This window comes from Merdimmobilis hominis (genome assembly GCF_900104615.1).
GTDB classification, from domain to species: domain Bacteria; phylum Bacillota; class Clostridia; order Oscillospirales; family Ruminococcaceae; genus Merdimmobilis; species Merdimmobilis hominis.
In genome coordinates, this window is the sequence record NZ_LT629939.1 from 2263810 (window position 1) to 2287736 (window position 23927).

23 protein-coding genes, 1 tRNA gene and 1 riboswitch are annotated in these 23927 nt (G+C 53.6%); of the genes, 9 read left to right on the forward strand and 15 right to left on the reverse strand.

Annotation, left to right across the window (positions count from 1 at the left end; translation table 11 throughout):
- Positions 1-12: 12 nt before the first annotated feature.
- Positions 13-1404 carry an L-seryl-tRNA(Sec) selenium transferase gene (gene selA, locus BQ5353_RS10845; RefSeq protein WP_071428230.1) on the reverse strand — a complete coding sequence of 464 codons (1392 nt, stop codon included), beginning with the start codon at positions 1402-1404 and terminating at the stop codon, positions 13-15.
- 289 nt (positions 1405-1693) lie between these two features.
- Between selA and BQ5353_RS10850 the strand changes: the two genes are divergently transcribed.
- The gene (locus BQ5353_RS10850) at positions 1694-2914 is read left to right on the forward strand and encodes a DUF401 family protein (RefSeq protein WP_054332327.1); all 1221 of its coding nucleotides are present in this window, start codon (positions 1694-1696) and stop codon (positions 2912-2914) included.
- Positions 2915-2975: 61 nt separating this feature from the next.
- Here BQ5353_RS10850 and BQ5353_RS10855 read toward each other — a convergent pair whose 3' ends face one another.
- The 10 genes from BQ5353_RS10855 to BQ5353_RS10910 all read right to left on the reverse strand — a co-directional run bounded on the left by BQ5353_RS10855 (position 2976) and on the right by BQ5353_RS10910 (position 12883).
- The gene (locus BQ5353_RS10855; RefSeq protein WP_071428231.1) at positions 2976-3422 is read right to left on the reverse strand and encodes a GNAT family N-acetyltransferase; all 447 of its coding nucleotides are present in this window, start codon (positions 3420-3422) and stop codon (positions 2976-2978) included.
- Between the two features lie 104 nt (positions 3423-3526).
- On the reverse strand, positions 3527-4678 hold the full coding sequence (gene grdD / locus BQ5353_RS10860; protein WP_054332328.1) for a glycine/sarcosine/betaine reductase complex component C subunit alpha: 1152 nt from the start codon (positions 4676-4678) through the stop codon (positions 3527-3529).
- A 12-nt stretch (positions 4679-4690) separates the two neighbouring features.
- Entirely contained in the window at positions 4691-6229 is a 1539-nt protein-coding gene (grdC, locus tag BQ5353_RS10865; protein WP_054332329.1) for a glycine/sarcosine/betaine reductase complex component C subunit beta, read from the reverse strand.
- A gap of 184 nt (positions 6230-6413) precedes the next feature.
- Positions 6414-6884: a glycine/sarcosine/betaine reductase complex selenoprotein A gene (grdA, locus tag BQ5353_RS10870; RefSeq protein WP_082398696.1), complete on the reverse strand. Its 471-nt coding sequence runs from the start codon at positions 6882-6884 to the stop codon at positions 6414-6416.
- Between the two features lie 84 nt (positions 6885-6968).
- Positions 6969-7289 (reverse strand): thioredoxin TrxA, encoded by a 321-nt coding sequence (trxA, locus tag BQ5353_RS10880; protein ID WP_054332331.1) that lies wholly within the window; start codon positions 7287-7289, stop codon positions 6969-6971.
- Positions 7290-7325: 36 nt separating this feature from the next.
- Entirely contained in the window at positions 7326-8258 is a 933-nt protein-coding gene (gene trxB / locus BQ5353_RS10885; RefSeq protein WP_054332332.1) for a thioredoxin-disulfide reductase, read from the reverse strand.
- An 11-nt stretch (positions 8259-8269) separates the two neighbouring features.
- Positions 8270-9580 (reverse strand): glycine reductase complex selenoprotein B, encoded by a 1311-nt coding sequence (gene grdB / locus BQ5353_RS10895; protein WP_082398697.1) that lies wholly within the window; start codon positions 9578-9580, stop codon positions 8270-8272.
- Positions 9581-9602: 22 nt separating this feature from the next.
- Positions 9603-10886: a glycine/sarcosine/betaine reductase component B subunit gene (locus tag BQ5353_RS10900; protein ID WP_054332335.1), complete on the reverse strand. Its 1284-nt coding sequence runs from the start codon at positions 10884-10886 to the stop codon at positions 9603-9605.
- Positions 10887-10934: 48 nt separating this feature from the next.
- Positions 10935-11318: a GrdX family protein gene (locus BQ5353_RS10905; RefSeq protein ID WP_054332336.1), complete on the reverse strand. Its 384-nt coding sequence runs from the start codon at positions 11316-11318 to the stop codon at positions 10935-10937.
- A gap of 162 nt (positions 11319-11480) precedes the next feature.
- Positions 11481-11580, reverse strand: a riboswitch (glycine riboswitch).
- A gap of 148 nt (positions 11581-11728) precedes the next feature.
- Entirely contained in the window at positions 11729-12883 is a 1155-nt protein-coding gene (locus BQ5353_RS10910; RefSeq protein ID WP_054332337.1) for an aminotransferase class V-fold PLP-dependent enzyme, read from the reverse strand.
- A 235-nt stretch (positions 12884-13118) separates the two neighbouring features.
- On the opposite strand from BQ5353_RS10910, the gene yedE reads away from it, so the two are divergent.
- The 7 genes from yedE to BQ5353_RS10950 all read left to right on the forward strand — a co-directional run bounded on the left by yedE (position 13119) and on the right by BQ5353_RS10950 (position 19090).
- Positions 13119-14204 (forward strand): YedE family putative selenium transporter, encoded by a 1086-nt coding sequence (yedE, locus tag BQ5353_RS10915; protein ID WP_071428233.1) that lies wholly within the window; start codon positions 13119-13121, stop codon positions 14202-14204.
- Between the two features lie 6 nt (positions 14205-14210).
- The gene (locus BQ5353_RS10920; protein WP_054332338.1) at positions 14211-14420 is read left to right on the forward strand and encodes a sulfurtransferase TusA family protein; all 210 of its coding nucleotides are present in this window, start codon (positions 14211-14213) and stop codon (positions 14418-14420) included.
- A 10-nt stretch (positions 14421-14430) separates the two neighbouring features.
- Positions 14431-14673 (forward strand): putative Se/S carrier protein, encoded by a 243-nt coding sequence (locus BQ5353_RS10925; RefSeq protein WP_054332339.1) that lies wholly within the window; start codon positions 14431-14433, stop codon positions 14671-14673.
- 160 nt (positions 14674-14833) lie between these two features.
- A complete protein-coding gene (locus tag BQ5353_RS10930) occupies positions 14834-15889 on the forward strand; it encodes an NAD(P)H-dependent flavin oxidoreductase (protein ID WP_054332340.1) in 1056 nt (351 codons plus the stop codon).
- A 587-nt stretch (positions 15890-16476) separates the two neighbouring features.
- Positions 16477-17733, forward strand: a complete 1257-nt coding sequence (locus tag BQ5353_RS10940) for a metalloregulator ArsR/SmtB family transcription factor (RefSeq protein ID WP_437127361.1) — start codon at positions 16477-16479, stop codon at positions 17731-17733.
- A gap of 12 nt (positions 17734-17745) precedes the next feature.
- The gene (locus BQ5353_RS10945) at positions 17746-17979 is read left to right on the forward strand and encodes a thioredoxin family protein (protein ID WP_054332342.1); all 234 of its coding nucleotides are present in this window, start codon (positions 17746-17748) and stop codon (positions 17977-17979) included.
- 97 nt (positions 17980-18076) lie between these two features.
- Positions 18077-19090, forward strand: a complete 1014-nt coding sequence (locus BQ5353_RS10950; protein WP_071428235.1) for a permease — start codon at positions 18077-18079, stop codon at positions 19088-19090.
- 231 nt (positions 19091-19321) lie between these two features.
- Here BQ5353_RS10950 and BQ5353_RS10955 read toward each other — a convergent pair whose 3' ends face one another.
- Positions 19322-19525, reverse strand: coding sequence for a hypothetical protein (locus BQ5353_RS10955; protein WP_054332343.1), 204 nt, complete (start codon positions 19523-19525; stop codon positions 19322-19324).
- Positions 19526-19608: 83 nt separating this feature from the next.
- Between BQ5353_RS10955 and BQ5353_RS13095 the strand changes: the two genes are divergently transcribed.
- Complete coding sequence (locus BQ5353_RS13095) at positions 19609-19842, forward strand: hypothetical protein (protein ID WP_162273136.1); 234 nt, start codon at positions 19609-19611, stop codon at positions 19840-19842.
- Positions 19843-20072: 230 nt separating this feature from the next.
- Here the strand turns inward: BQ5353_RS13095 and BQ5353_RS10960 are convergent, their stop codons facing one another.
- The 3 genes from BQ5353_RS10960 to BQ5353_RS10980 form a co-directional block, all read right to left on the reverse strand.
- Positions 20073-20771, reverse strand: a complete 699-nt coding sequence (locus BQ5353_RS10960; protein ID WP_071428236.1) for a flavodoxin — start codon at positions 20769-20771, stop codon at positions 20073-20075.
- A 1114-nt stretch (positions 20772-21885) separates the two neighbouring features.
- Positions 21886-21961 (reverse strand) — tRNA-Ala (locus BQ5353_RS10975).
- 276 nt (positions 21962-22237) lie between these two features.
- Positions 22238-23842: an amidohydrolase gene (locus BQ5353_RS10980; RefSeq protein ID WP_054332346.1), complete on the reverse strand. Its 1605-nt coding sequence runs from the start codon at positions 23840-23842 to the stop codon at positions 22238-22240.
- Positions 23843-23927: the final 85 nt, after the last annotated feature.

A 23927-nucleotide genomic window follows, 5' to 3' on the forward strand; every position in this document is an offset into this window, starting at 1 on the left:
GCTTCTCTATCCCTATTGGACGCAGGCGGCGATATTCTCTGCCACCAGGTCAAAATCCGATTCCTCGATGGTGCGCACATCCAGGAGGTATTGGTCTTTGTTGATCCGGCCGATGACCGGCACCGGGCAGGCCCGCAGCCGTTTCTCCAGCTCCATCACCGAGATGGCGGAGGGGACGATGGCCACAACCCGGCTTTTGAGCATCTGGGTGGGGACCGAACCGCCGCCCACCTGGCCCAGCTCCTCGATCACCGAGAGGGCACAGCCGCTGGTTTTGGCGGCGATGGCATCCCGCAGGCGGTTGGCCTTGGCCTCCAGCTGTTCCAGGGTGACTGCCAGCATCTTGAGGGTGGGGATCTCCTCCATGGCGTCCCGGGGATCCAAATAGAGCCGCAGGGTGGCTTCCAGGGCGGCCAGGGTCATTTTATCCACCCGCAGGGCACGGGTGAGGGGATGTTTTTTCATCTGGTCGATGTACTTCTTTTTGCCGATGATGATGCCCGCCTGAGGGCCGCCTAGCAGCTTGTCCCCGCTGAAGGAGAGGACATCCACCCCGGCGTCCAAGCACTGTTGCACCGTGGGCTCGTCCAGGATTCCGAACTGTTCCAGGTTGACGAACACCCCGCTGCCCAGGTCGTGGATGACCGGCAGGCCATGGGCGTGGGCAACCTCCACCATGTCCTTGGTGGGGACGCTCTCGGTAAAGCCCAAGATGCGGAAGTTGCTGGTGTGGACTTTGAGAAAGGCGCCGGTGTTTTCGGTGATGGCCTTCTCATAGTCGGACAGATGGGTCTTGTTGGTGGAGCCCACCTCCACCAGGATGCTGCCGCTCTGCTCCATAATCTCCGGCACCCGGAAGGAACCGCCGATTTCCACCAGCTCCCCCCGGGAGATGACCACTTCCTTGCCCTTGGTCATAGCCCCCAAGATCAGCATGACGGCGGCGGCGTTGTTGTTGACCACCAGGGCGCTCTCCGCCCCGGTGAGCCGGGTCACCAGCTCCTCAATGTGGGAGTACCGGCTGCCCCGGCGGCCGGCAGCCACGTCATATTCCAATGTGGAGTAGCCCATGGCCACATCGCAGACCGCCTGGGTGACCTTTTCCCCCAGGCGGGCCCGGCCCAGGTTGGTGTGCAGCACGATGCCGGTGCCGTTGATTAGCCGCCGCAGGCTCATCACCGAATGGGAGCGGACCCGTTCCGCCGCGGCCAGGGCGACCCCGTCCACCGTAGGGGCTTCGGTCAAGCTTCCGGCCAGGATGGCCTCCCGGGTTTCCTCCAATACGGCGCGGATGGCTTCCACCGCCACCGAATGGGAGAGCTGCTGCTCTGGGTCGAAGAGTGGGCTGGCGAGGACCTCATCCACTTTGGGGATAGTGCGTAGCAAAGCTGTGTTGGCTGCCATGGCAAAAAACTCCTTTTGTCGTCGAAATTGCAAAGCCGCATGGGCTGAAATCATTGGGGTTTGCATACATAGTTATTATAGTAAATCCTGCGGGGGATGTCCACAATTCCCACAAAAAATCGCCAAAGGGCGCAAAGGAGGGCTGGATTGGCAGCTCCTTTTTCAAAACAACGGGGGAGGGCTTGTCAATTCTTTCCTGGTCGGGTATAATAAAATTAACAATTCAGTCACAATTTTATGCCATTTTATTAACCGGTCGGGGGGCACACCGCCCCAGAAAGGAGTTTCTATGAGAGAATTGTTGGCAGTGGCTCTGGCCTTCGGCTTGATGCTGATATTGCTGCGGAAAAATGTCAATTTTGGCGTGACCATGCTGATCACCTCAGCGACGTTGTGCGTGGTGGCGGGCATCGCCCCTCTCACCGTGTTCAACGTGATCAAAACCACCTTCACCAGCGAAAAGAATATCACCACCCTTTTGGTTGTGTTCACCGTCAGCATCCTGGGGGGGCTGTGTGGCCGGTATGGCATCCTGACCAAGGTTGTGGACAGCATGCAGGATATTATCCCCAACACAAAAGTGGTGATCATGCTCATCCCCGCCATCATCGGCTTGTTGGTCATGCCAGGGGGCGCCATCCTCTCCGCACCTTTTGTGGACAGCGTAGGCGATCAAATCGGCATCAGCCAGCCCCGGAAAGCGGCCATCAACCTGGTATTCCGCCATGTGGCCATGATGTGTATGCCCTTCTCCACCTCGGTACTGCTGGCCATCTCCATGAACCCGGAGATCGGGCTCTATGAGCTGATTGGCCTCAACCTCTTCTTTATGATCCTCAACTTTATATGTGGGTATTACTGCTTCCTGCGGCCGGTCAAATGCGAAAAGCGGGTGAAAAAGGCTGCAGCGGGGGAGAGCGTCAAAAGCTTCTTCCTCAACCTGTCGCCCATCTATGTCAGCATCCTGCTCAACATCGTCACCGGTATCCCTCTGTACCTGTGCATCCTGGTGGGTATCGGCATTACATACCTCATCTGCGACAAGAAGGACTTCCTGAAAAACTTCAAGGATTCCATCAACTTCAATGTGGTCTTCACTGTGGCAGGCGTGTTGGTTTTGCAAAGCTGCATTTCCTCCCTGGACGGCTTGATGGAGATTATCACCGGCGGCCTTGGCAGCGGGGGCTGGACGGCAGCCATTGTCCTGGGCCTAGGCGCTGCTTTCTTCGGTGCGATCACCGGCCTTTCCAACGCCGCCATGGGCATTGTGCTCCCCTTGGTTGCGCTGCTTTCTGTTCCCCATGCCACCTCGTTGTACCTCACCTTTGTGGTGTTTGTGGGCGCTTACTTCGGCTACTTCTTCTCTCCTTTGCACCTGTGCCAGGTTTTCACCAACGAATACTTGAAGGTCAGCACCGGCGAGATTTACAAGGAGTACCGCACCTACGGCGTTATGCTGGGAGTGGGCACTGTCCTCCTGTTTGCCGTGATGGGCTTTGTCATGATGTAGCGGCCCATTTGAAAAAATCCCCCGGAGACTTAATAAGTCTCCGGGGGATTTTTATAGGGTGTTACAGCGCCCGCTTGAGGTAAACCATGTCCACGCACTGCTGGCCCCCGTCGAAGATGGGTTCGGGGTAGTTGTCCACGAAGAAGTTGGCAACCACATGGCTGGGCAGGAACCCAAGACGCCGGTAGAAGGGGACCCCGTTGTCGCTGGTCCCCACCTGCATCTCCTGGAACCTGCCCTGGTAGAGTGCCGCCAAGTGATTTACCAAGGCGGAGCCCAGCCCCTTGCCCTGCAAATCCTCCCGTACAGCCAGATTTTTCAGCTCGCATAGGGTGGGGGAGAGGGGAAGGACCACCGCCTCGGCGGCCAGTTCCCCGTGGAGGGTGAGGCTGTGGAGCTCCCCTTCCTCCAGGTAGCGCAGAACCATCTCCCGGCAGGGGTCGGCCAGCAGGAGGAGCTCCCAAAAACTGGGGGAGAGCTGGTCGATTGATAGGGTGTGAAATTCCATAGATCCTCCTCCCAAACTAAAAAAGAAAGGGGCTGGAGCCGCGGCTTCCAACCCCTTTTCTATTGCACCCGGAACGCGGGATTTTTGGGTGAAAAATTGTTTGCTTACTGGATGTAACCAGCGGCTTTCAGAGCCTCTGCAGCTTTGTCATGGTTGGCTTCAGAGACCAGGATGATTGGGCCAGTGCAACCCATGCCGCTCTCGGCGTATACGCCAACCTTCCACAGGGCCTTGACGGCGTCCTCAAGATCCATGATCTCGATGCCGGACAGCTGGGAGGTGACGACCTCTTTGGGAGGAGCGACAACCTCAGCGGTATCCTCTGCGGCGGCTTTCTTGGGTTTGCGGGCCTCGATGACCTTGTTCAGGCCAGCCTTGTGGGCGGCGGCAAACTCTTTCTTGGCGATCTCTTTGTAATTGCCTTTGACCAACTGGGATGCATACTCCATAGCGTTGGCCAGGACAGGTGCGCCGGAAGCGCGGGAAACGATGAGGACCAGTCTCTCGTACCCCTCACCAATGCCGGGGCCGTAGCCATAACCCATGGCTTCGTAGCTGCCGCCGGTGGTGTAGGAGGACATCATCTTCATCAGGATATTGCCGGTCAGGGAATCGGTGACCATGACGTCGCAAGCGCCGACCAGCAGGTCGTTGCCTCTCATGACGCAGCCGCCGTCCGCTCTGGAGGACTCGGCAAAATGGATATCATAGCCATTGGCTTGGAGCTCTTTCAGAGCGCCCTCGCACTGTCTGGCGCCATCCACATTGAGGATGCCCACGGTGGGCTCTTTGATGCCGCAGGCTTTAGCAGTGATGATGCCGTAGATCGCATTTTTGATCATGGCCTCAATCCGCTCTGCGGAGGAAGTGCCGGTGGTGGTGGCAATATACATCTGTTTGCCTTTACCGGGGGTGACCACACGGCCGACGGTGGAAACACCGATGGGGAAGGGGTAGTGCATAGTGACACAACCATCGATGGCGCCGCTATCCAGCAGCTTCTCCATCTCTTTGTACATCTCGTCTTCATCCGAGACCTTGCAGGTGTTGAACTTATCGCTCTCAGCAGTGCCGATCAGGGTGACATCGACACCCCGGTCTGCGGCCAACAGGCAGGCCTCAACAGCGTTGGCTTCGCCATGCTCACTGCCCAGGCCGGTCACGGCGATCCGGGGACGGCTGCCGAAGGAGCCGGTCTCCAGACCAGTCGCAATGTCCATGAAGGTCTGAGCGATGATCTTTTCTACATTTGCCATCTCTCTACCTCACTATTCTGCGTCAGCAATCAGGGTGGAAGCGAAATCCTTCATCGCCTTGGCGATCAGGCTCTTGATCTGCTCCTCGGAAACGGAGGATTCCTCAGCTTTGCCGCTGTTCTTCTGGATGATGAAGGAAACGCCGTCAAACAGGTTGGTCATACGGCCCAGGAACAGGGAGCCCTTACCGATGATCATAGCGTTGTTGATCTTGCCTTCCTTGATCATGTCGCACAGAGGTCCGACAGCGGGAACACCGGAGGGGATATGGCCCTGGGTGGGAGCCCAACCGACCAGACCGTGCTCAGTGGCAAAATTGGCGATGTCGGCTTTCTGCAGCTCGCCGCGTTTGACAGCCAGAGCAGCGATCATTTTGTAGTTGGCCAGAGGCACGTCGCCGGCACCAGCGGGTTTGGTGATATCGGGGTTCTGCATCTCGGGGGAGTACTTGTCGATGTCCGGAATCTTCAGGCCGTGGTTGTCCAGGGGAGTGGCAACCAGGGAGGTGATGACCGCTTGGGGAGAAGAACCGGTGCCGACAGTGTGTCTGCCGCACATATCGGAGGCGATTTCGGGGCTGACGCCATCGTTCTCGCTGACCAGCACAGCAAAGCCGCCGATCATATCCTCCAGGATAGGCATGTCCTTTTTGACATGGTCTTTGCCGTTCATGCCCAGTTTAGCGGTGCAGCCGCCGGCGCAGACGACAACGTTTTTGTAGGTACCGGATTTAACCAGGGCAGCAGCCTCGATCATGGCATGGGTGGGGGCGGCGCAGAAAGCGCGGACATCCGAACCGGAAGCGCTGGTCAGGCCAACAACCTCAGCAGCAGCTTTGGCGAAGTTGCCGCCGCCGCGCTGGTTCATATCACCGCAGGCCTCCTCGGCGCAGTCGATCACATAGTCCACCTCATCTTTGTTGATGCCGGTAGCTTTGATCAGGTGCAGCAGGGAGAGGACGCAGGAAGCTTTGGAAACCAGGTTTTCATGGATGACATGGGCGGAGAGGTTGGTGTCCACATCGTGAGCTCTCTTCACATAGCCCACCAGTTTGCCCTCATGATACAGGGGCTCAGCGTGCTCGTCGTTGACAAAGTGCTCAATCTCGCTCAGCTCAACACCGTCTTTGATCTTGGCGATCATGTCCTCGGTGTACAGAGGATGGGCTTCAGCCTTGGGTTTGACAGCGGCGACAAAGGATTTCTCCAGGTGGCACAGATCAAACACGTCGCAGATCTGCATCAGCATCAGGAATTCATCCTGGGGCATGATTTCACCGTATTTGCCATAGCGGTCGCAGACAGGGGCCTTTTTGTCGTACCAGGGCTGCTCATAGGTAGCCAGCTCATCGGGGGTCATGTTGCCGATGTAGGTCTGGTTGGGCATATAAGCGAGGACTTCCTCGTAGGAACGCAGATGCTCGGGAACCTTTTTCAGGTACTCGGAATCGGGGTTGACAATCTTTTCAGTGGTCTGGGTGGTGCCGTTCTGCATCACCATATCAGGGGTGAATGCCAGGATATAACCCGCGCCTTTAATAACACTGTTCATTGGCTGATTACCTCTCTTTTTTGATTTGTCTTCATTATACGAAAGGTTGGCAGCAAAAGCAATAAAAACTTTTGTAAAGGGCTTTTGCCGCGCATTTTTCCAAAAAGGATCAGCAGCGCATGATATGAAAAATGGTGATGCGGTGATATTCTCACCACATCACCATTCTCATGTCATTCAGCTATTAGTATTTGCAGTATTCGCTACGGATATTGTTCATCTCTTCACAGATAGAATCGATATCCATAACCATCTCCATCATACCAACCTGCTCGTCATACACATCCGCGTTGACTTCGGCTTTGATCTCGGGCTCGCAAATGTGATAAACCTTAAGTCCCAACTGGACATTTGTCAACGGACCTGCGAAAGTGGGGTCACCGGCGGTGACAGTTTCAGCTGCCAGACCGGAAGCCTCGCTCTCAGCGGCACCCAACATCACAACGATGTTCTCGGGGCCGTACTGATCAGCGAAGTCTTTGACTCTCTTCTGATTCTCAAGATCCATTGCACCTGCGGCGGTTCAGACGAAGCACTCAGTGGCAGAGTAGACGACGTCTGCGCCGGCAGTTTTCACGCATTCTTCAATAGCGGGTCCGGGAACGCCGTCACGGTCGCCAATGATGATGACTTTTTTGCCATTCAAAATGCTCATGAAAGCTACCTCCTTTTTAGAATTTTTATTTATTAAACGGATGAAACCGCTTAATACAGAATAGAAATAGGGGAGAGGGGACGATTACAGATATTTCTGAATCATGGCCTCGATGGAAGCCTCAGTGGCCTCCTCTTTGACGACCTCGTCGATCTTCTCGCCATCCTTGTAGATCGCCATAACAGGCAGACCCAGGATCTTCTGGCCAATGGCCAGTCTGCGGGCCTTGGTGGTGTTCAAGGAGCAGAATTTGATCTTGTCGCCGTATTTATCAGCGCAAGCATGGACAAAAGGCATCAGAGCAGCGCAGGGAACGCAGCCATCGCCATAGAAGTCAACAAATACGTAGCCGTCTTTGTACTCCAGAACTTCAGCGTTAAAATTATCTTTGGTCAGATCGAGCATGGGAAACACTCCTTTTCATTTCAGTGGAATCGGTGATTAACCCTCGATGTATTTCTCCGCCTGGGTGGCAGCAATAGCACCGTCCGCAGCAGCGGTGACGACCTGTCTCAGGCTCTTCACACGGATATCGCCAGCGGCGAATACGCCGGGGATGTTGGTCTTCATGTTGTCATCGGTCACAATATAACCGTTCTTCATTTCAACCTTGCCCTCGAACAGTTCGCCGTGAGGCTCGAAGCCGATGAACACGAACACGCCAAAGGTGCCGTCCTCTTCGTTGGCAACGATCTCGCGGGTCTCGCCGGTGACAGTATCCTTCACGACCATGGAGGTCAGGATGCCATCGCCTTTGAGCTCTTCAACAGTAGTGTTCCACATAAACTTCATCTTAGGATTGGCAAATGCTTTCTCCTGGATGGATTTTGCAGCGCGCAGCTGGTCACGTCTGTGGATCAGAGTCACCTGACGGCCAAACTTGGTCAGGTACATAGCCTCTTCCACAGCGGAGTCACCGCCGCCGACCACGTAGATGTCAAAGTCCTCAAAGAACGAGCCATCGCAGGTAGCGCAGTAAGATACGCCTTTACCGGTGAACTCTTTTTCACCGGGGCAGCCAATGGGCTTGGGATGAGCGCCGGTGGCGATGATGACGGTCTTGCCGTAGTAATCGCCCTTCAGGCCCTTCAGGTGTTTGACATCACCCTCCAGCTCAACGTCCACGATGGTGTCTTTCACCTTCTGGGCGCCGAAATGCTCAGCCTGTTTAGCCATTCTGCCGATCAGGGAGGGGCCGGATTCCTCGTCTACGCCGCCGGGATAGTTCTCAATCTCAGCAGTGATGACGATTTGGCCGCCGTCTTTATCCTTCTCGATAATCAGGGTATCCATTCTGGCGCGGCCAGCGTAGCTACCGGCGGCGAGTCCAGCAGGACCCGCGCCGATAATAATGACATCATAAATTTTTTCCATATTCACACCTACTAGTTTTCAAAAATAGTCTGCTCAGTAACCTCGGTGGAAAGGGCTTTCAATGCAGTGTCAAGAATTCTTCTGCGGATAGCTTTCTCCTCCTCAAGAGTCAGAGCAGGGTTGCCCAGAGGATGGGGGATAGCAATGGCGGGAACAATTCTGTTAGCGCCAACAGTCATGGAGATGGGGGTAACTGTGCAGATATGAACGACCGGGATACCAGCGCGCTCAATCTCTTTAACCATCGTTGCACCGCAACGAGTACAGGTGCCTCAGGTCGATGTGAGGATAACCGCGTCAACATTGGCATCCTTCAGCTCTTTGGAGAACTCATCTGCAAAGCCCTTGGCGCTCTTAACAGCGGTACCGTTACCAACGGTGGTGTAGAAGTATCTGTGCAGCTTGCCGATCTTGCCCTCTTTCTCATACTCTCTGAGAATGTCAACAGGCAGGACGCGGTCAGCATCCTCGTTGGCGTAGACAGGGTCGTAGCCGCCGTGAGCGGTCTCGTAAGTGTCGGCAGTCAGATCCATAACGCCCTCAATGTCATACTTGCCGTATTTGGAAGCAGAGGAGGACTCGATGTGATCGGGGTTGCCTTTGGGGACGATACCGCCAGAGGTTACCAGAGCGATGGTAGCATGGGCGATGTCCTTGACAGCGGGGTTGGGAGCAACACGGTCGAAGTCAGGCATGGGGAACTCGGTGACGAACTCTTTGCCAGCCAGTTTCTTCAGCAGCATGTCGATAGCGCGGGCGGAACCTCTCTTGGTGTCGAAGAAGTTCTTCCGGACGCCGTTGGGCATATAACCTTCCTCAGCGGAAGCACCGATCTTCTCACCTTTAGCCAGCTTCAGGGCGAGGGGAGCCATCTTCTTGACAGCATCTCTCATGCCAGCAGCGCTGTTTTTGGTGGCGACGATGTAAACGGAGTTTTTGAACATGTCTGCGCCGGGGTTCTCAACGTACATACCGGTCAGGACAGGGATGCCCAGCTCTTTTTTGACAGCGTCAGCGATGGTGCCGCAAGCGACGCCATAACGGCCAGCGTTGAAAGCAGGACCAGCCAGGAACATGTCAGCGTTCTGGGATTTAACCATGTCGATAACGGTCTTTTTGGCTTCTTCCAGGTTCTCGTTGAAGTAGGAGTCACCGCAGATAACAGTGGCAACGATCTCAGCCTCATCGCCGAAAGCCTGATTGAAAGCTGCGCCAGGGCCTACAACGCCCTCTCTCAGCTCAGGTTTGATATCAGCCTTTTCCTCACCGCCGATGTTGGCGAAGAACTGGTTGATGTAGTGTACTACTCTAATTTTAGCCATTAGTTGTACTTCCTCCTTTCTACTATCTTGCGCTCAAGCAGTTGAAACCAACTTCGCTGGTAGCGCCGGTGATAGCCTGCAGCTCAACCAAAATGGTGCCGTCTTCCAGAACGTTGTTCTCAAAGCCGCCAGCAATCTTGTCGATGGGGCTCAGGTCGCCGATAACCTTGTCCAGCTTGGGCAGGGTGATCAGCTCGTTGGCGTTACCGCCGGTGACAACAGCGTCAGCGCTGGGGTCAGCGTCAGCCAGGGACTGGGAAGTACCGTCGCGGCCAGCGTACTCATCGGTGATGATTACGGTCTTGATGCCTTTGGCGGAAATCTTCTTGCAGTTCATGATCAGGTCGGTATCGGGGTTGCCGAAGCCTTCCTGGGAAACGATTGCGCCATCCAGATCCAGGTACTCGCAGAGCTCTGCGGTCCAGTTGGAGGAGCGCTCTTTATCAGCCAGGTAAACGTTCTCGTTGGTGATGATCATGCCCACAAAGTTGATGGTCTTGCCATGCTGAGCGAACAGGTCATGGACAACGGGGTTGTTCATGTGGATATAAGTGGGGTTCTTGTCGCAGGAGGATACGCAGTTACCAGACAGGATCGCGCCGTCCATAACCTCGGTGGGGTTGATGATGGTGGGGACGATCTTCTTGGCATCGACGCCGTACACATAGGTGTCGTGCATCAGGCCCTGGCTCTGCAGCATCTGGACGTAGCCAACGCGGGGCAGGTTGGGGTATTTCTCCATGCCCTCTTTCACGCCGTAAGTCTCGTAGGAGACAACCTCGTTGGGCTCAACAGATTTACCCAGCTCACCCAGGTAAGCAGCGACACGCAGACCAGCCATACGGTTGGCGTACTCATGCTCGTGCTGTTTCAGGCCGTCGATGGGGTTCATGACAAGAACCAGGTTGACGGTTTTGGAGAAAGGAGTGTATTTGGCGCCTTCGCCGGTCATATCGATGATGCCTTCCTGGAAACCAACGATCTTACCGGTGGTGACAACAGCGGAACCTCTCAGAGCATGGGTTCTGCCGGTGCCAACGGTGGTGACCTTCGAGATCACGCCGGGGAAAATCCCGCCTTGACCCTCGACCTTGCAGCGGGGCTCGATTACGTCCTTAACAGGGGTAATGCGAACGCTCTCGCCGGGGCGAGCGATCTCAACTTCGCAGGACTTGATGTTTTCGTCCTCCAGGACGATCTTCTTAATGGCCTCTTTGTCTACGAACAGAACGCCGTTCTCGACTTTGGATTCATTTGAGAACTGAATATCATGGATATCGATGTATCCGACTTCCAATTTTCTCAAATTTAACACCTCCTTAAAATTTTGGCTTTGCGTATTTATCAACAAACCCTATTCAAATAGGATCTGCGATAAAGCTCCTTTTAGCAGCGTGGCGTCGATCACCTGGAAATCTTCCCGCATAGAATCGGGCATATGGGGGAATTTTACCGGGAATTTATCGCAAGTCACAATGCTGTTTTCGATCATCTCCACCGAATCCATGTCCAAAGACTGGGGTTTGATGGAGATCAGGACCGATTTATAAGGGGTTTCATTGGGCTTGACGCTGCCCGAAAGGGGATGGGAGTAAAGCCTGTGTCCCTTATGAATCTGGTCGCGGAGGGCAACCAACACATCGTGATAGGTGCCGTCGACGAACTCAACGGTATATTGCCCTGTAAGTTCGCGGACAACCAGGGGATTGTTGGTTACGATCTTAAACGTTGGCTTCATGAAGAACCTCCCGGAGCGTGATTGTCATTCCATACAAAAACAGAGCAAAACGCACCCTTTTATAGAAATAAAAATAAAATGGTGCATCCCGCTCTGTATCTAACCTGAGAGATTCTCCCTTGAGGGGGATTGCTCCGTCGGTGCTTACGCTCTCCAGAGGTTTGTCGGATTGCGGTGTTGGGACCTGAGATCTTCATAAGGGACTGCAAATCCGCTTACTTATTCCTTCGGCGCTGTTGCCAGACTCTCCCGCAATCGTCATCCAAATATCAATCTGTAAAAATGACTATATAATGTTTTTCTATCACACCATAATGATACACTACTTTTTTCTATAATACAAGTATTTTTTCCAGGGAAAATGGCAAAAATTATTGCAAAAAAATTGTCAATCTTTTATAGAACATTCCCTAGTAGGTGGATAGAATGGCTTTGATAGCGTCAACAGCAAAGTCAATTTCCTTGGGGGTGTTGAATGGGCCGATTGAGAATCGAACAGTGCCCTGAGGGAAAGTTCCCAAGGTCTTATGGGCCGATGGAGCGCAGTGCAGGCCGCACCGGGTCATAATCCCGTACTGGCTGTCCAACAAAAACGCGATTTCCGCGTTGTCGTGGCCGGTGAAATCCACCGAGACGACGGGGGCGCGTTTCATCGGGTCCTCAGTGCCGGCGATCCGGGCGCAGTCGAAGGCGGCTAGGCCCTCGCTAAAGCGCTTGGACAAAGTTTGTTCGTGCTGTAAGATGTTGCCAATCCCCTCCTTTTCCAGATATTGAAGCGACGCGTTTAAGCCGAAGATTCCCGGCAGGTTCATGGTGCCACCTTCAAAGCGGTCAGGCAGGAAATCGGGAACCTCCTCCGAATCAGAGCGGCTGCCCGTGCCGCCTGAGATCAGAGGGTCCAGTTCCGCAGCCAGGGAATCTTCTATGATAAACCCACCGATGCCCTGGGGCCCCAACAGGCTTTTGTGCCCGGTAAAGGCCAAGGCGTCGATGTGCATATCAACAATGTCAATGGGGAAAACCCCTGCAGTCTGGGCGGCATCCACCACAAAGCGAAGCCCATGTTTGTGACAGATAGCCCCCACTTCCCGGATGGGCATTACCGTGCCGCACACATTGGAGGCGTGCAGCATCAAAATGGCCCTGGTGTTGGGCCGGATCAGCCCTTCCACCTGGTCCAGAAGCAGCTGCCCCTGGCCATCGCAGGGGATGCGGTCAAAGGAGACGCCCAATTTTTCCATCTGCACCAAGGGGCGCATCATGGCGTTGTGTTCCATGGCGCTGACCAAAACATGGTCTCCGGGGTGCAGCAATCCTTTTATAATAAAGTTGAGGGAAGCGGTGATGTTGGAGGTAAAAATCACATTTTGAGGTTTGGGGGCATGGAAGAGACGGCACAGCCGTTCCCGGGTGTCATAGACGACCTCCCCTGCGCTGTAGGCGCCGGCATATCCGCCGCGGCCCACATTGCAGCCGATTTCCTCCATAAAAAGACGCATGTTTTCCACTACCCCAGGGGCTTTGGGGTAAGAGGTGCTCGCGTTGTCCAGATAAATTCGCTCCATAACGTCCTCCTATAATAAATCCTTTTTTATTATTTTACTCTATTTACCCTATATTCGCCACTGCTATTGGAAAATAAAATAGCTTTCTTGTCTCTATTGCAAATTACTATTTTACGATTGTTAAAAAACAAACTATACTATATACAGGGTCGATACGCCAGTAGGCCAGCTTTGCGGCTCTCATAGCCCGCTGGGGAAAGAGGCTCTGTATCATAGAAAGGTGGTTGGTAGAGAGATGGAAAAGAAAAAACTGATAGGGGCCGGTCTGTTGATCGGCTTGGTCTCGGTTGCCCTTGTCAAGCTGGGGAATCCGGCAAACATGGGTTTCTGCATCGCTTGCTTTTTGAGGGATATTGCCGGCGGTGTTGGACTGCACCGTGCCGCTGTGGTGCAGTATCTGCGCCCGGAGATTATGGGCTTGGTTCTGGGGGCGTTTGGCATGGCCTTGGCCAACAAGGAATTTAAGGCCAAAGGCGGTTCTGCTCCGGCAACCCGTTTTGTTTTGGGCTTTTTTGTCATGGTTGGCGCACTGATGTTTTTGGGTTGCCCCCTTCGCATGGTGCTTCGCATCGGTGGTGGCGACCTAAATGCAGTGGTCGGGCTTGTTGGGTTTATTGCAGGTATCGCCGTTGGAGTGCTGTTCCTCAACCGCGGCTTCAGCCTGAAGCGCACCTACTCCCTAAGCCGGGGAGAGGGTTATGTATTCCCTGCGGTGAATGTAGGTCTGCTGTTGCTTTTGGTGGCTGCTCCTTCCTTTATCTTCTTCAGTACAGAGGGTCCTGGCTCAATGCGTGCCCCCCTCTGGGCTGCTCTGGGAGCCGGCCTTGTGGTAGGTGCTATCGCCCAGCGCACCCGTCTTTGCATGGTTGGCGGCATCCGGGATATGATGCTTTTCCGGGATTGGACGCTGCTGTCCGGCTTTGTGGCTATCATCGCGGCAACTGCGGTGTGCAACATCGCCCTTGGCAACTTCCATCTGGGCTTTGCCGGACAGGCAGTTGCCCATACCGATGGCCTGTGGAATTTCCTTGGTATGGCTGTTGTCGGTTGGGGTTCTGTTCTTTTGGGCGGCTGTCCTCTGCGTCAGCTTATCCTGGCAGGTGAGGGAAACTCAGACTCTGTCGTTGCGGTTTTGGGCATGATTGTGGGAGCAGCCTTCTGCCACAACTTCGGTTTGGCTTCGTCTGGAGCAGGTCCCACTGCAAACGGCAAGGTTGCGGTTGTCATCGCCATGGCAGTCATCGCTGCCATCGCTGTGCTCAATACCAAAGTGGAAACAGCGTCTGCTTCCAATAAGCAGAACGCAGCAGAAAGGGGATAGAAAACAATGGCTGTTATTGTGGATGCGTGCGGACGCTCCTGCCCGGAGCCGGTTCTTCTGACAAAAAAAGCACTGGCCAGCAAAGGGGATCATTATGAGGTGCTGGTAGACAATGTCACCGCCAAAGAAAATGTGACCCGGTTTGCCAAAAATGCAGGCTATACGGTGTCGGTGAGCCAGGAAGAGGATGTTTACCGCCTCTCTTTGACCAAATAGGCAGCCGCATATGATGTATATTGCAACTTTTTTCAACCATTACAACGCAGTGAAGTTCTCCAGGGAGCTGCGGGAGGCGGGGATAGAGCATGATGTGATGCCTGTCCCGCGCAAGCTGAGCTCTTCCTGTGGCAGTTGTGTGCGCTTCTCCACCGAGGGTGATCCTCTGCGGTTCGTGGATGATGGGGTGGAGAAGATTGTGGAGGTGCAAGAGGCTCATACATACGCTGTGGTATATGAATGCGAAGAATAGGCACTGGCTGCCGCAGCTGGCGCAAGAAAAGCCGGGGGAAACCCCGGCTTTTCTTATTGTCTCTACAAAAATGATTGACATATTATAATAGTATGATTATACTAGTATAATATAGTAATTAAAACTATATTATACTATGTTTTTTATATGGAGGTTTGTTATGAGATTACCGCCTTTAAAGATACAGGAATTGACTGCCCGTGTGCCAATCATCCAAGGAGGAATGGGAATTGGTGTAAGCCTTTCCTCATTGGCGGGTGCCGTGGCTCGGGAAGGGGGGATCGGCGTCCTCTCTGCTGCCCAGCCCGGGTACCGGGAGCCAGATTTTGCCGACCATCCACATGAAGCGAACCTCCGGGCGCTGAGCCGGGAGATCCACAGGGCCAAAGAGATTTCCGGCGGAGGGATCATCGGGGTCAACATCATGTGCGCCATGAAAAATTATGAACAGTATGTAAAGTGCTGCATCGACAGCGGCGCCGACCTGATTATCTCTGGAGCGGGGCTGCCCACCAATCTGCCGGAGCTGGTAAAGGGCTCGGGCATTAAAATCGCCCCTATCGTCTCGCCGCCCAAATCCGCCAAGGTGCTGCTGAAAATGTGGGACCGCCACCACGGCACCACTGCCGACTTAGTGGTGATCGAAGGACCAAAAGCCGGAGGCCACCTGGGCTACAGCCAAGAGGATTTGGACAAGTATGCCGGGACCGACTATGATAAGGAAATCCAGGAGATTCTTGCCATCGTAGCGGGCTATGAGGAGAAGTACAACAAGAAGATCCCGGTGGTGTTTGCCGGAGGGGTCTATGACCGGGCGGACATCGACCATTATCTCGCCTTGGGCTGCGCCGGGGTGCAGATGGCTACCCGTTTTGTAGTCACCGAAGAGTGCGACGCCTCCCCAGCCTTCAAGCAGGCATACTTGGACGCTAAACAAGAGGACATCATGATTGTCAAAAGCCCGGTGGGGATGCCTGGACGTGCCATCCGCACCCCCTTCATTCAAGCCAGGATGCAGGAGAGAGAGCAGGTTTCCCACTGTTACCAGTGCATGAACCGGTGCGACATCGCCACCACCCCCTATTGTATCACTGGCGCATTGGTGCGTGCGGTGACTGGGGATGTGGACAACGCCCTTGTTTTTTGCGGGGAAAATGCCTGGCGGCTCCAGGAGATGACCACCGTCCACGACCTGATGGAAGAGCTGGCCCGATAATCTATTATAATAAGGTGTACCTCGCACTCCCCGGTGAGATCCTGCCGCTGGGGAGTTTTCCTTGTGAGGAGGGACCGCTCCTCGTAGGGATTGCCTGCTTGGGAGAAGTGTACCTTCCTTTTATTCTTATTTATCACTGCCCTGCCAACAGGTACGACACCGAAATGGAGCAGATGAGTTCCCGCCTCTCGGGCCGAGATATTTTCACGACCGATCTTCCCTCTATCCGGATAGAAATCACCTCTGGGAGCCAGCCGCTGCACAGTATTGCAGCGGCTGGCTTTCCTGTTGCCATAGTATAAGCCTGCGGAGGGAAATTGGCTTTCATAAAATTTGATTTCAGACGGAGAAACGGCAAGATAAGCCCATTTTGAGCCAGAACTCAGGAGCGGTGCTATCGGGATCAGTGGATTATCATCCCCCTGTAATTGGGCAACTGGAGGGGGATATCATCCGGCAGCGGGGGGTGACTGCCTGCTTTTCCCGACGCAAATGGGGATTTTCTTAAAATTTTACATCTATGCATTGACATTTATCGATTTATAGAATATAATATAAATCGATAAATATAGATTTGAGGTGATTGTGTGGGAAAGGATTACACAGAAAATGTCCAGCTGTTCAAAGCGTTCTGCGATGAAAACCGCTGGAGAATCCTAGAGATCCTCCAAGAAGGGGAGCGGTGCGCCTGCGTCCTGCTGAATGAGTTGGAGATCAGCCAGTCCACATTATCCCATCATATGCGGATTCTCTGCGATTCCGGGGTGGTCGTGGGCCGCAAAGAGGGAAAGTGGATTCACTACTCCATCAGCGAATCGGGGATGGAAAAGGCCAAGCGCCGGATTGACCAGCTGCTAGAACAGAGCATACGCCCCTCTACTGCTGTAAAAGGGATTGAGAGGGATAGATTGACCGAAAAGACCAAACTCTATGTCCTGACTGGTTTTTTAGGGTCTGGCAAGACGACTGTTTTGCTCCGGCTGCTGGAAGCGCTGAAGGGGAAACGGGTCGGCGTCATTCAAAATGAATTTGGAAAATTGGGGATCGACGGCACCATCCTGCGCAACGATGATATCCAAATGGTGGAGATCAACCGCGGCTCCATCTTCTGCTCCTGCCTGAAATTGTCTTTTGTGCAGGCTTTGGCGGAGATGGCCCAACAGGACTTTGATTACCTGTTTGTGGAGAGCTCCGGCCTGGGAGATCCCTCCAATGTAGAGGAGATTCTAGAAGCGGCAAAAGCCCTTGCTGGAGATCGGTATTCTTTCCAAGGCGCCATCTGTCTGGTAGATTCAGTCAACTTCCTGGATCAGCTGGAGGATTTGGAAACAGTGTACCGTCAGCTGAAACATTGCCATCTAGCTGTCCTCACCAAGGTGGACCTGGTGGATGGGGAACGGATTTGCGCACTGAAAGCAAAAATCCGGGAGATCAATCCAAAATGCCGGATTGACGTCAGTTCCCATGGGAATCTGAATTTAGGGTTTTTGGAAGAGAACCTGATGCAGTACCAGTGGGCTGAAGGGGAAGAGACCACCAACAGCGAAGAAGCCAAACCCAAGACTTTGGTCCTCCAATTTGAGGGGGAAGTGGAGCGGGAGAAACTAGAGCGCTTTTTAGCCGAGATAGAAGCTGACCTGTACCGGGCCAAAGGCTTTTTCCATCTGAAAGGGCAGGGGTGGAACCAGGTGGATTTGGTTGGGCAGCAGGTTGACTGCACACCCTGTGAGGAAAAGGAAATCTCCCAAATGGTTTTGATTTCCAAGATCGGGCCTGCGGTGATCAAAAAAATATTCAGCGCTTGGGAAAGCCAAGTGGGCCTGCCCATGCAGCTGAAAAATTAGGAGGGATGGGGCTTGCAGATCAAAGTGATCGGTACCGGATGCGACAAATGCGATAAACTGTATGGGAATACCCAAGAGGCTTTGACAGAACTGGGGATAGAGGCCCAGCTGGAAAAGGTGGAGGACCTTTTGGAAATTGTCAAATTAGGGGTGATGACGTCCCCCTCCCTGATGATTGACGGGAAGCTGGTAGTCAGCGGCCAGGTCGTGTCAAAGGACAAAATAAAAAAGTTGTTGAGGCCGTAACAAGCCTCGCCCTGCTGGCTGCCGAAAGGCGGCCAATTTTGGGACAAATAAATCGATAAAACTAAATTTATAAATATAATTGGAGGGTCACAACCCGATGGAAATCATCAAAGGAATCTGGTTTTTTGTGCAAGATCAAATCTTGGGGATGAAATGGCTCAACCGTGTTGTGGGCAACCTATTGACCAGCTTAGGGGTGGATTTGGAATCTCAGCTGGGGGCGGGGCTCCAGTTTTTCATTTACGACACCGTTAAAATTTTTGTGCTGCTCTCGGTGCTGATTTTTGGCATCTCCTACATTCAGAGCTATTTTCCCCCAGAACGGACGAAGAAGATTTTGGGGCGCTTTCATGGCTTGGGGGCCAACACTTTGTCCGCCCTGTTGGGGACGGTGACCCCATTTTGTTCCTGCTCGTCGATTCCCTTGTTTATTGGGTTCACCGGCGCAGGTCTCCCTTTGGGGGTCACTTTCTCCTTCCTCATCTCTTCTCCGCTAGTGGATTTGGGCTCACTGGTGCTGCTAACTAGCATCTTCGGCGGAAAGATCGCCATTGCTTATGTAGTCGTCGGCCTTGTACTGGCAGTAGCGGGGGGAAGCCTTATAGAAAAGCTCCATTTGGAGGAGTATGTGGAGGAGTTTATCCGCAGCGCCGGACCAGTGGATTTGGAGGCGCCAGAACTCACAACACAAGACCGCCTTGCCTTCGCCAAAGAGCAGGTCTTGGAGACGGTTAAAAAGGTCGCCCCCTATATTGTTGTCGGGGTGGGAATCGGGGCACTGATCCACAACTTTATCCCGGAAAGTTTTGTCCAAGAGGTTTTGGGTGGGGATAAATGGTATTCTGTCCCCTTGGCGACGTTCATCGGTGTCCCCATGTATGCGGATATCTTTGGGACCATCCCAGTAGCGGAGAGCCTGTTTGCAAAAGGCGCTGGCCTGGGGACGATCCTCGCCTTTATGATGGGGGTGACAGCGCTGTCGCTGCCCTCAATGATCATGCTGCGAAAGGCTGTAAAACCAAAATTGTTGGCCATCTTTATTGGAATTGTAGCCGTTGGGATCATATTGATTGGCTACTTATTTAATGCGGCAGCATTTCTATTTGTTTAAGAAATCAAAATAAAGACTAGAATTTTGAAAAGTGCATAGAAAAATGAATGGAGATAAATTGTGGTACCCATATGCGGGAAGATCCGCTGTTATCCGCACTGTCGGTTTTCGGGCTTCATATTCACGGATGGTTGACTGTGTAAAACCCAGCAGATCCACAAGCTACCCTTGTGTCAAGCAGCGATGTTTTCGCCAATCATGCATCAAATGCCCATTTGCCAGCTCCCTTACCTAAAATGCATTGTAAACAAAGGCGATCTTTGAATCTAGGGAAAACAGCAGGGAAGAACTCCACTGGAACAGGAAGAGATTTTTGATTGTCCCATCCAGCAAATTGATGAGAACCTCCACCGCCCGGAAGGTCATATAGCTGATACCCAGCAACCGGAAGATGGAGAGCAGCCCCCAGACTTCCCCCACTTTGACCAGTGCCAAGGGTAGGACGGCCAGTACGACTCCAGGCCAAATCCGTCACAATATTGGAAACTAGCTCTGCCAGATAGGGATGGATCCCCATTTTGTTGTTTGGCGCTTCTGGAAGCGGATTTTTTGCCGCGTCGGAGGTGGAATCATATACTTATGTGCCGGAAGATATGGAATTTTCAGGGATCGAGGATGCCGCTGAATTTTGTTCAGTTGAAGGCAGGTCTTTTGATGCGGTACAGCCGGACAGCATAGCAATCAGCAGCATCCATAGAAGTTTTTTCGCAATTCCACCATCCTTTCCTGCGGCAGCCGGCCGGGCATTTTGATCTTGTTCCTGGGAAGCCTAACCCACCAGCGCATCATGGCTGGTGGGTTAGGGGGGGAATCGGCTCAATGCAGAAGGAGTCCGCGCCGGTGTTTCCTAGATGACATAGGCCATATCTCAGGTGTAGCCCAGCACCTGACCGTAGATGGAAACGGTGCTCTGCTCCTGATTCTAGGTCTTGTTGTTGGGGGCGGTAGTTTTGAGCATCGAAAGGTAAACGACTAAGGATGATTATGTTACCGGTTGTTGTGCAGCGGCATTGGCAGCAGAGGTATCCAGCCCAAGGCTCTCCGCCCACTGGGTTACTGCGGCGGAGTCCAGATTTTCACCAAACCGCTGGCCCTTCAACCAATTGGCGCCGGGCGCCATTTCCACGAGGGTATCGCCGCTGGAACCAATCCCATCGGACATAGAGGTACAGAATGGGATGACCGTCTTGCCGGCCAAATCGCTGTTTTCCACAAAATTCCAGACGATACTAGGGGCCTCACGCCACCAGAGGGGGTATCCCAGCAAAACGGTGTCATAGCCGCTTAGGTCGGGAATCCCTCCGGCGATGGTGGTGCGGTGGCTGGGATCCTCATGTTCGGCATTTACCCGGCTGTCGGGGTTGTTCCAGTTGAGGTCGTCATCGGTATAAGGCTGCTCCGGCACCAGTTCGAAAATATCCGCCCCCAAGGTGTCGGCGAGGGTCTCAGCCACCGCTTCGGTGTTGCCGCTGGCCGAGAAATAGACTACCAGTGTACCGCCTGCTGTCTCCAGCTCGCCAGGCTGTTCCCCCTGTTCAGGGGCAGATGACGCAGAGGAAGAGGAAGTGGAGCTGCCGGTGGAACTGGATTCTTGCCCCTGGTTGGAGGAGGCCAACTGTCCGCAAGCTGCCAGTGATAAAGACAGAACGGCGGCTATCAGCGTACAATATACTTTTTTCATTTTAGAACCATTCCTTTCTGTTGATTTTACTTGAGATCTCCTTGTAATTAAGAGTATAACAACCGGTTGTTACAATCGGTCAAGAGGGATTAAAAAACGAACTGTGAACTTTTTCCAAAGAAATTTAAAATTAAGGGCTGAAATTGGAGGTACACCATGATGCAGGTCTGTAGGTAACCTGGTCCCCTGGATGTACAAGACAATTCGTAAGCGCTGAGGATCTACTTCACATAGGATTGAATCCAGTTCTCCACATGGTCAGCGATCTCGTCGTTGTTCAACTCTTGAAACATAAAGTAGGAGTTGCCGGTGATCCCCTCGTCCGGCAGATGGATTACAGTGCTGGTAAGCCCCGCCGCTGTGTAGGCTTCGGTAAAGGTGTGGATGACATGGAGGTGGCCCTCTCCCGGGCGGTGGATGAGGACGACGCCCTACAAGAGGAGCTTCGGGAAGCAAAAGCCTTTGCCCCCGAGTCTTTGCCAACCAGGCCGCTGCCAACGGCTTTGCCTTTAACTTCAAGGTCACCGTGAGCCGGGGCCCCAGCGGCCAGGGAGGCCATATTTCCAAAATCGGAGGTGCGTTCCAGTAATGAGCGTGACATGGAGGAAGGACAGTGTAAAAGCCATCCGGGAAAAGCAGGCGGCAGAGGTGAGGGCTGAGGCGATGAATACCCAATCCCAAGCGGCGGCTAGGGCGTTTCGCGCCGCGTCGATGTCAGCAGCCCTGCCGGCTGTCTATTGGTGGTGTGCCCTTTGGGATGGCACATGGCAGATTGCAACGAATTTCAAGTCTTCGTTTATAACGAATAGCTTCTCCCAGCCGCGAGAATAGAGAAAGCCCCCAGTCAGGCGATGGAACCTGGCCGGGGGCTTTCCCTTGAGATTAGATAGTGTCCATTTAGATTATATCAGATGACAGTCAAATTGCAAGGATATTTATAATTTTGAGAGATGAAAGGAGATTATGAGAGGAGAAGCCTTAATAAATTTTGACCTGCATCTTTACAAAAAACACCCTATTTTTGCCCTGTTTTGGCAAGGGTATGAGCCGTTTTAGAAGATAAGAAAAACCCGCTAAAGGCTGATTCCAAAGCCATTTAGCGGGTTTCTTTTTTTGGTGGACCCGAGGAGGATCGAACTCCCGACCTTTGCGATGCGAACGCAACGCGCTCCCAGCTGCGCTACGGGCCCAAATTCTGGGGCTTTTACAAGAAAATAGTATAGCACATCGCCAGCGGTTTGTACAGCCCCTTTTTGAAAAATTTGTATTTGCATGGAGGGAATGGCCATCGCAAAGGGAATATATGGAAACCAGGTGCAGGGAGAAAGGAAGGGCAAGTGCCCTCTTTTCCACCAGTACGCCCTATAGTAGAGATCATCCCCGATTGCATCGTTTCTTTTATCCGCTCAAGCCCTGGGAAAGAAAAAACTCCCCCGCTGGACAACTGCCCAGCGGGGGAAGGGGTATTATCTCTGGAAGGTGACTTTGCCGCCGACCATGGTGGTCAATACGCGGATGTCCCGGATGGTTTCAGTGGGGACAGTAAAGATATCGTCGCTCAAAATGGCCAGGTCCGCATAGTAACCGGGTTTCAGGCGGCCTTTGATGCCTTCTTCGAAGCTGGTGTAGGCGCATCCGATGGTGTATTCATCTACAGCATCGAAAACGTCAATCTTCTCAGCAGGATAGAAGCCGCCCTCGGGGAAACCTTTCAAATCCTGACGGTTGACCGCGCAGTGGATGTTGTCCATAGTGCAGAGGTCCTCCACCGGGGAATCGGTGCCAAAGCAGGTGTGAATCCCCAGCTTTTCCATAGTGCGGAACGCGTAGGAAGTGGAGGCAAGCTCTTTGCCCACTCGGTCTTCGACGATATGCAGGTCGTAGTGGAGGAAGATGGGCTGAATATAGGCAATGATGTCATTTTTCTGGAACCGTTCCAACAAAGGCAGGTCGGTGATCTGGCAGTGGACGATGCCGTGGCGCAGGTTGTTTTTCCCTTTATGGACCACCGTGTCGTAGGCGTTCAGCACCATCTCGATGCCGCGGTCGCCGATGGCATGAACCGCAACCTGCATGCCGTGGGCGTCGGCGGTCTGCACCAGGGCGTTGAGCTGTTCCTGGGTCATGACCTCGATGCCGCGGGTGCCGGGGGCGTCGCTGTAATCCTGGCGCATCAGAGCGGTGCGTGCGCCCAGGGAGCCGTCGATAAACAGCTTCAGAGGACCGATTTTGTTCATGGCGCAGCCGTAGCCGGTTTTGTAGCCGTGTGCAAGGAAGTCCTCATATTGGGCCAGGGTGGTAAAATTGCATTGGTGATAGGTACGGACCAGGGCGGTGCCTTTGTCCACCATCGACTGGTAAGCGCCATAAATCCGCTCGTAGTTATCGTTTTTGATGTCGTTGGACTGGATGGAGGTGATGCCCCATTCGGCAGCGTGCTCCATGCCGGCCCGCAGCAGGTCTTCCAGCTCCCGGCCCTCGGGCTGGGCGATCAGCTTCTGCACCAGGGAGGCGGCCAGCTCTTTGAAGATGCCGTTGGGCTCGCCGTTTTCATCCAGTTCAAACTCGCCGCCGGGGACTTGGGGGGTATCCCGGGTGATGCCGGCTATCTCCAGAGCTTTGGAGTTAACCACTGTCACATGGCCGCAGGCGCGGGCAAAGACAAGGGCGTGCTCGGTGGAGATTTTATCCAGATCGTGGCGGTTGAGCATCCGGTGCTCGTCGGTGAAGTAATCATGGTTCCACCCGCGGCCGGAGATGACCGAACCAGGGGCGGGGTGGTTTTTTGCAAGAAAATCCCGGCTGCGCTGGATGCACTCTTCAATGGAGGAGGCGCCCATCAAATTGATGGAGCGCAGGTTTAAGCCCACATTGTACATATGCATGTGGGAGTCAATGAAGCCGGGGACCACAGTATGGCCTTGGGCGTCAATCATCTCCGCGCCGGAAGCGGCCGCTAAAACATCGTCGTTGGAGCCGACCATCCGGATGATGCCGTCTTCAATCAGCAGAGCCTCTTCAAAATGGCCTTTTTCCACATATACCTTCGCGTGATGGATTACAGTTTTCATGGTGACCGCCTTTCTTTGTTTTAAAATCAATATTCTGCCGTGGTGTATGGGGCAGGGAAGGGACCCTCAGCCCCTTTTGTATTTC

Excerpts from the sequence above, each read along its gene's own strand:
- selA (WP_071428230.1), bottom strand. The coding sequence starts at position 1,404 with ATGGCAGCCAACACAGCTTTGCTACGCACTATCCCCAAAGTGGATGAG.
- BQ5353_RS10850 (WP_054332327.1), top strand. The coding sequence starts at position 1,694 with ATGAGAGAATTGTTGGCAGTGGCTCTGGCCTTCGGCTTGATGCTGATA.
- BQ5353_RS10855 (WP_071428231.1), bottom strand. The coding sequence starts at position 3,422 with ATGGAATTTCACACCCTATCAATCGACCAGCTCTCCCCCAGTTTTTGG.
- grdD (WP_054332328.1), bottom strand. The coding sequence starts at position 4,678 with ATGGCAAATGTAGAAAAGATCATCGCTCAGACCTTCATGGACATTGCG.
- grdC (WP_054332329.1), bottom strand. The coding sequence starts at position 6,229 with ATGAACAGTGTTATTAAAGGCGCGGGTTATATCCTGGCATTCACCCCT.
- trxA (WP_054332331.1), bottom strand. The coding sequence starts at position 7,289 with ATGCTCGATCTGACCAAAGATAATTTTAACGCTGAAGTTCTGGAGTAC.
- trxB (WP_054332332.1), bottom strand. The coding sequence starts at position 8,258 with ATGGAAAAAATTTATGATGTCATTATTATCGGCGCGGGTCCTGCTGGA.
- BQ5353_RS10905 (WP_054332336.1), bottom strand. The coding sequence starts at position 11,318 with ATGAAGCCAACGTTTAAGATCGTAACCAACAATCCCCTGGTTGTCCGC.
- BQ5353_RS10910 (WP_054332337.1), bottom strand. The coding sequence starts at position 12,883 with ATGGAGCGAATTTATCTGGACAACGCGAGCACCTCTTACCCCAAAGCC.
- yedE (WP_071428233.1), top strand. The coding sequence starts at position 13,119 with ATGGAAAAGAAAAAACTGATAGGGGCCGGTCTGTTGATCGGCTTGGTC.
- BQ5353_RS10920 (WP_054332338.1), top strand. The coding sequence starts at position 14,211 with ATGGCTGTTATTGTGGATGCGTGCGGACGCTCCTGCCCGGAGCCGGTT.
- BQ5353_RS10925 (WP_054332339.1), top strand. The coding sequence starts at position 14,431 with ATGATGTATATTGCAACTTTTTTCAACCATTACAACGCAGTGAAGTTC.
- BQ5353_RS10930 (WP_054332340.1), top strand. The coding sequence starts at position 14,834 with ATGAGATTACCGCCTTTAAAGATACAGGAATTGACTGCCCGTGTGCCA.
- BQ5353_RS10950 (WP_071428235.1), top strand. The coding sequence starts at position 18,077 with ATGGAAATCATCAAAGGAATCTGGTTTTTTGTGCAAGATCAAATCTTG.
- BQ5353_RS10960 (WP_071428236.1), bottom strand. The coding sequence starts at position 20,771 with ATGAAAAAAGTATATTGTACGCTGATAGCCGCCGTTCTGTCTTTATCA.
- BQ5353_RS10980 (WP_054332346.1), bottom strand. The coding sequence starts at position 23,842 with ATGAAAACTGTAATCCATCACGCGAAGGTATATGTGGAAAAAGGCCAT.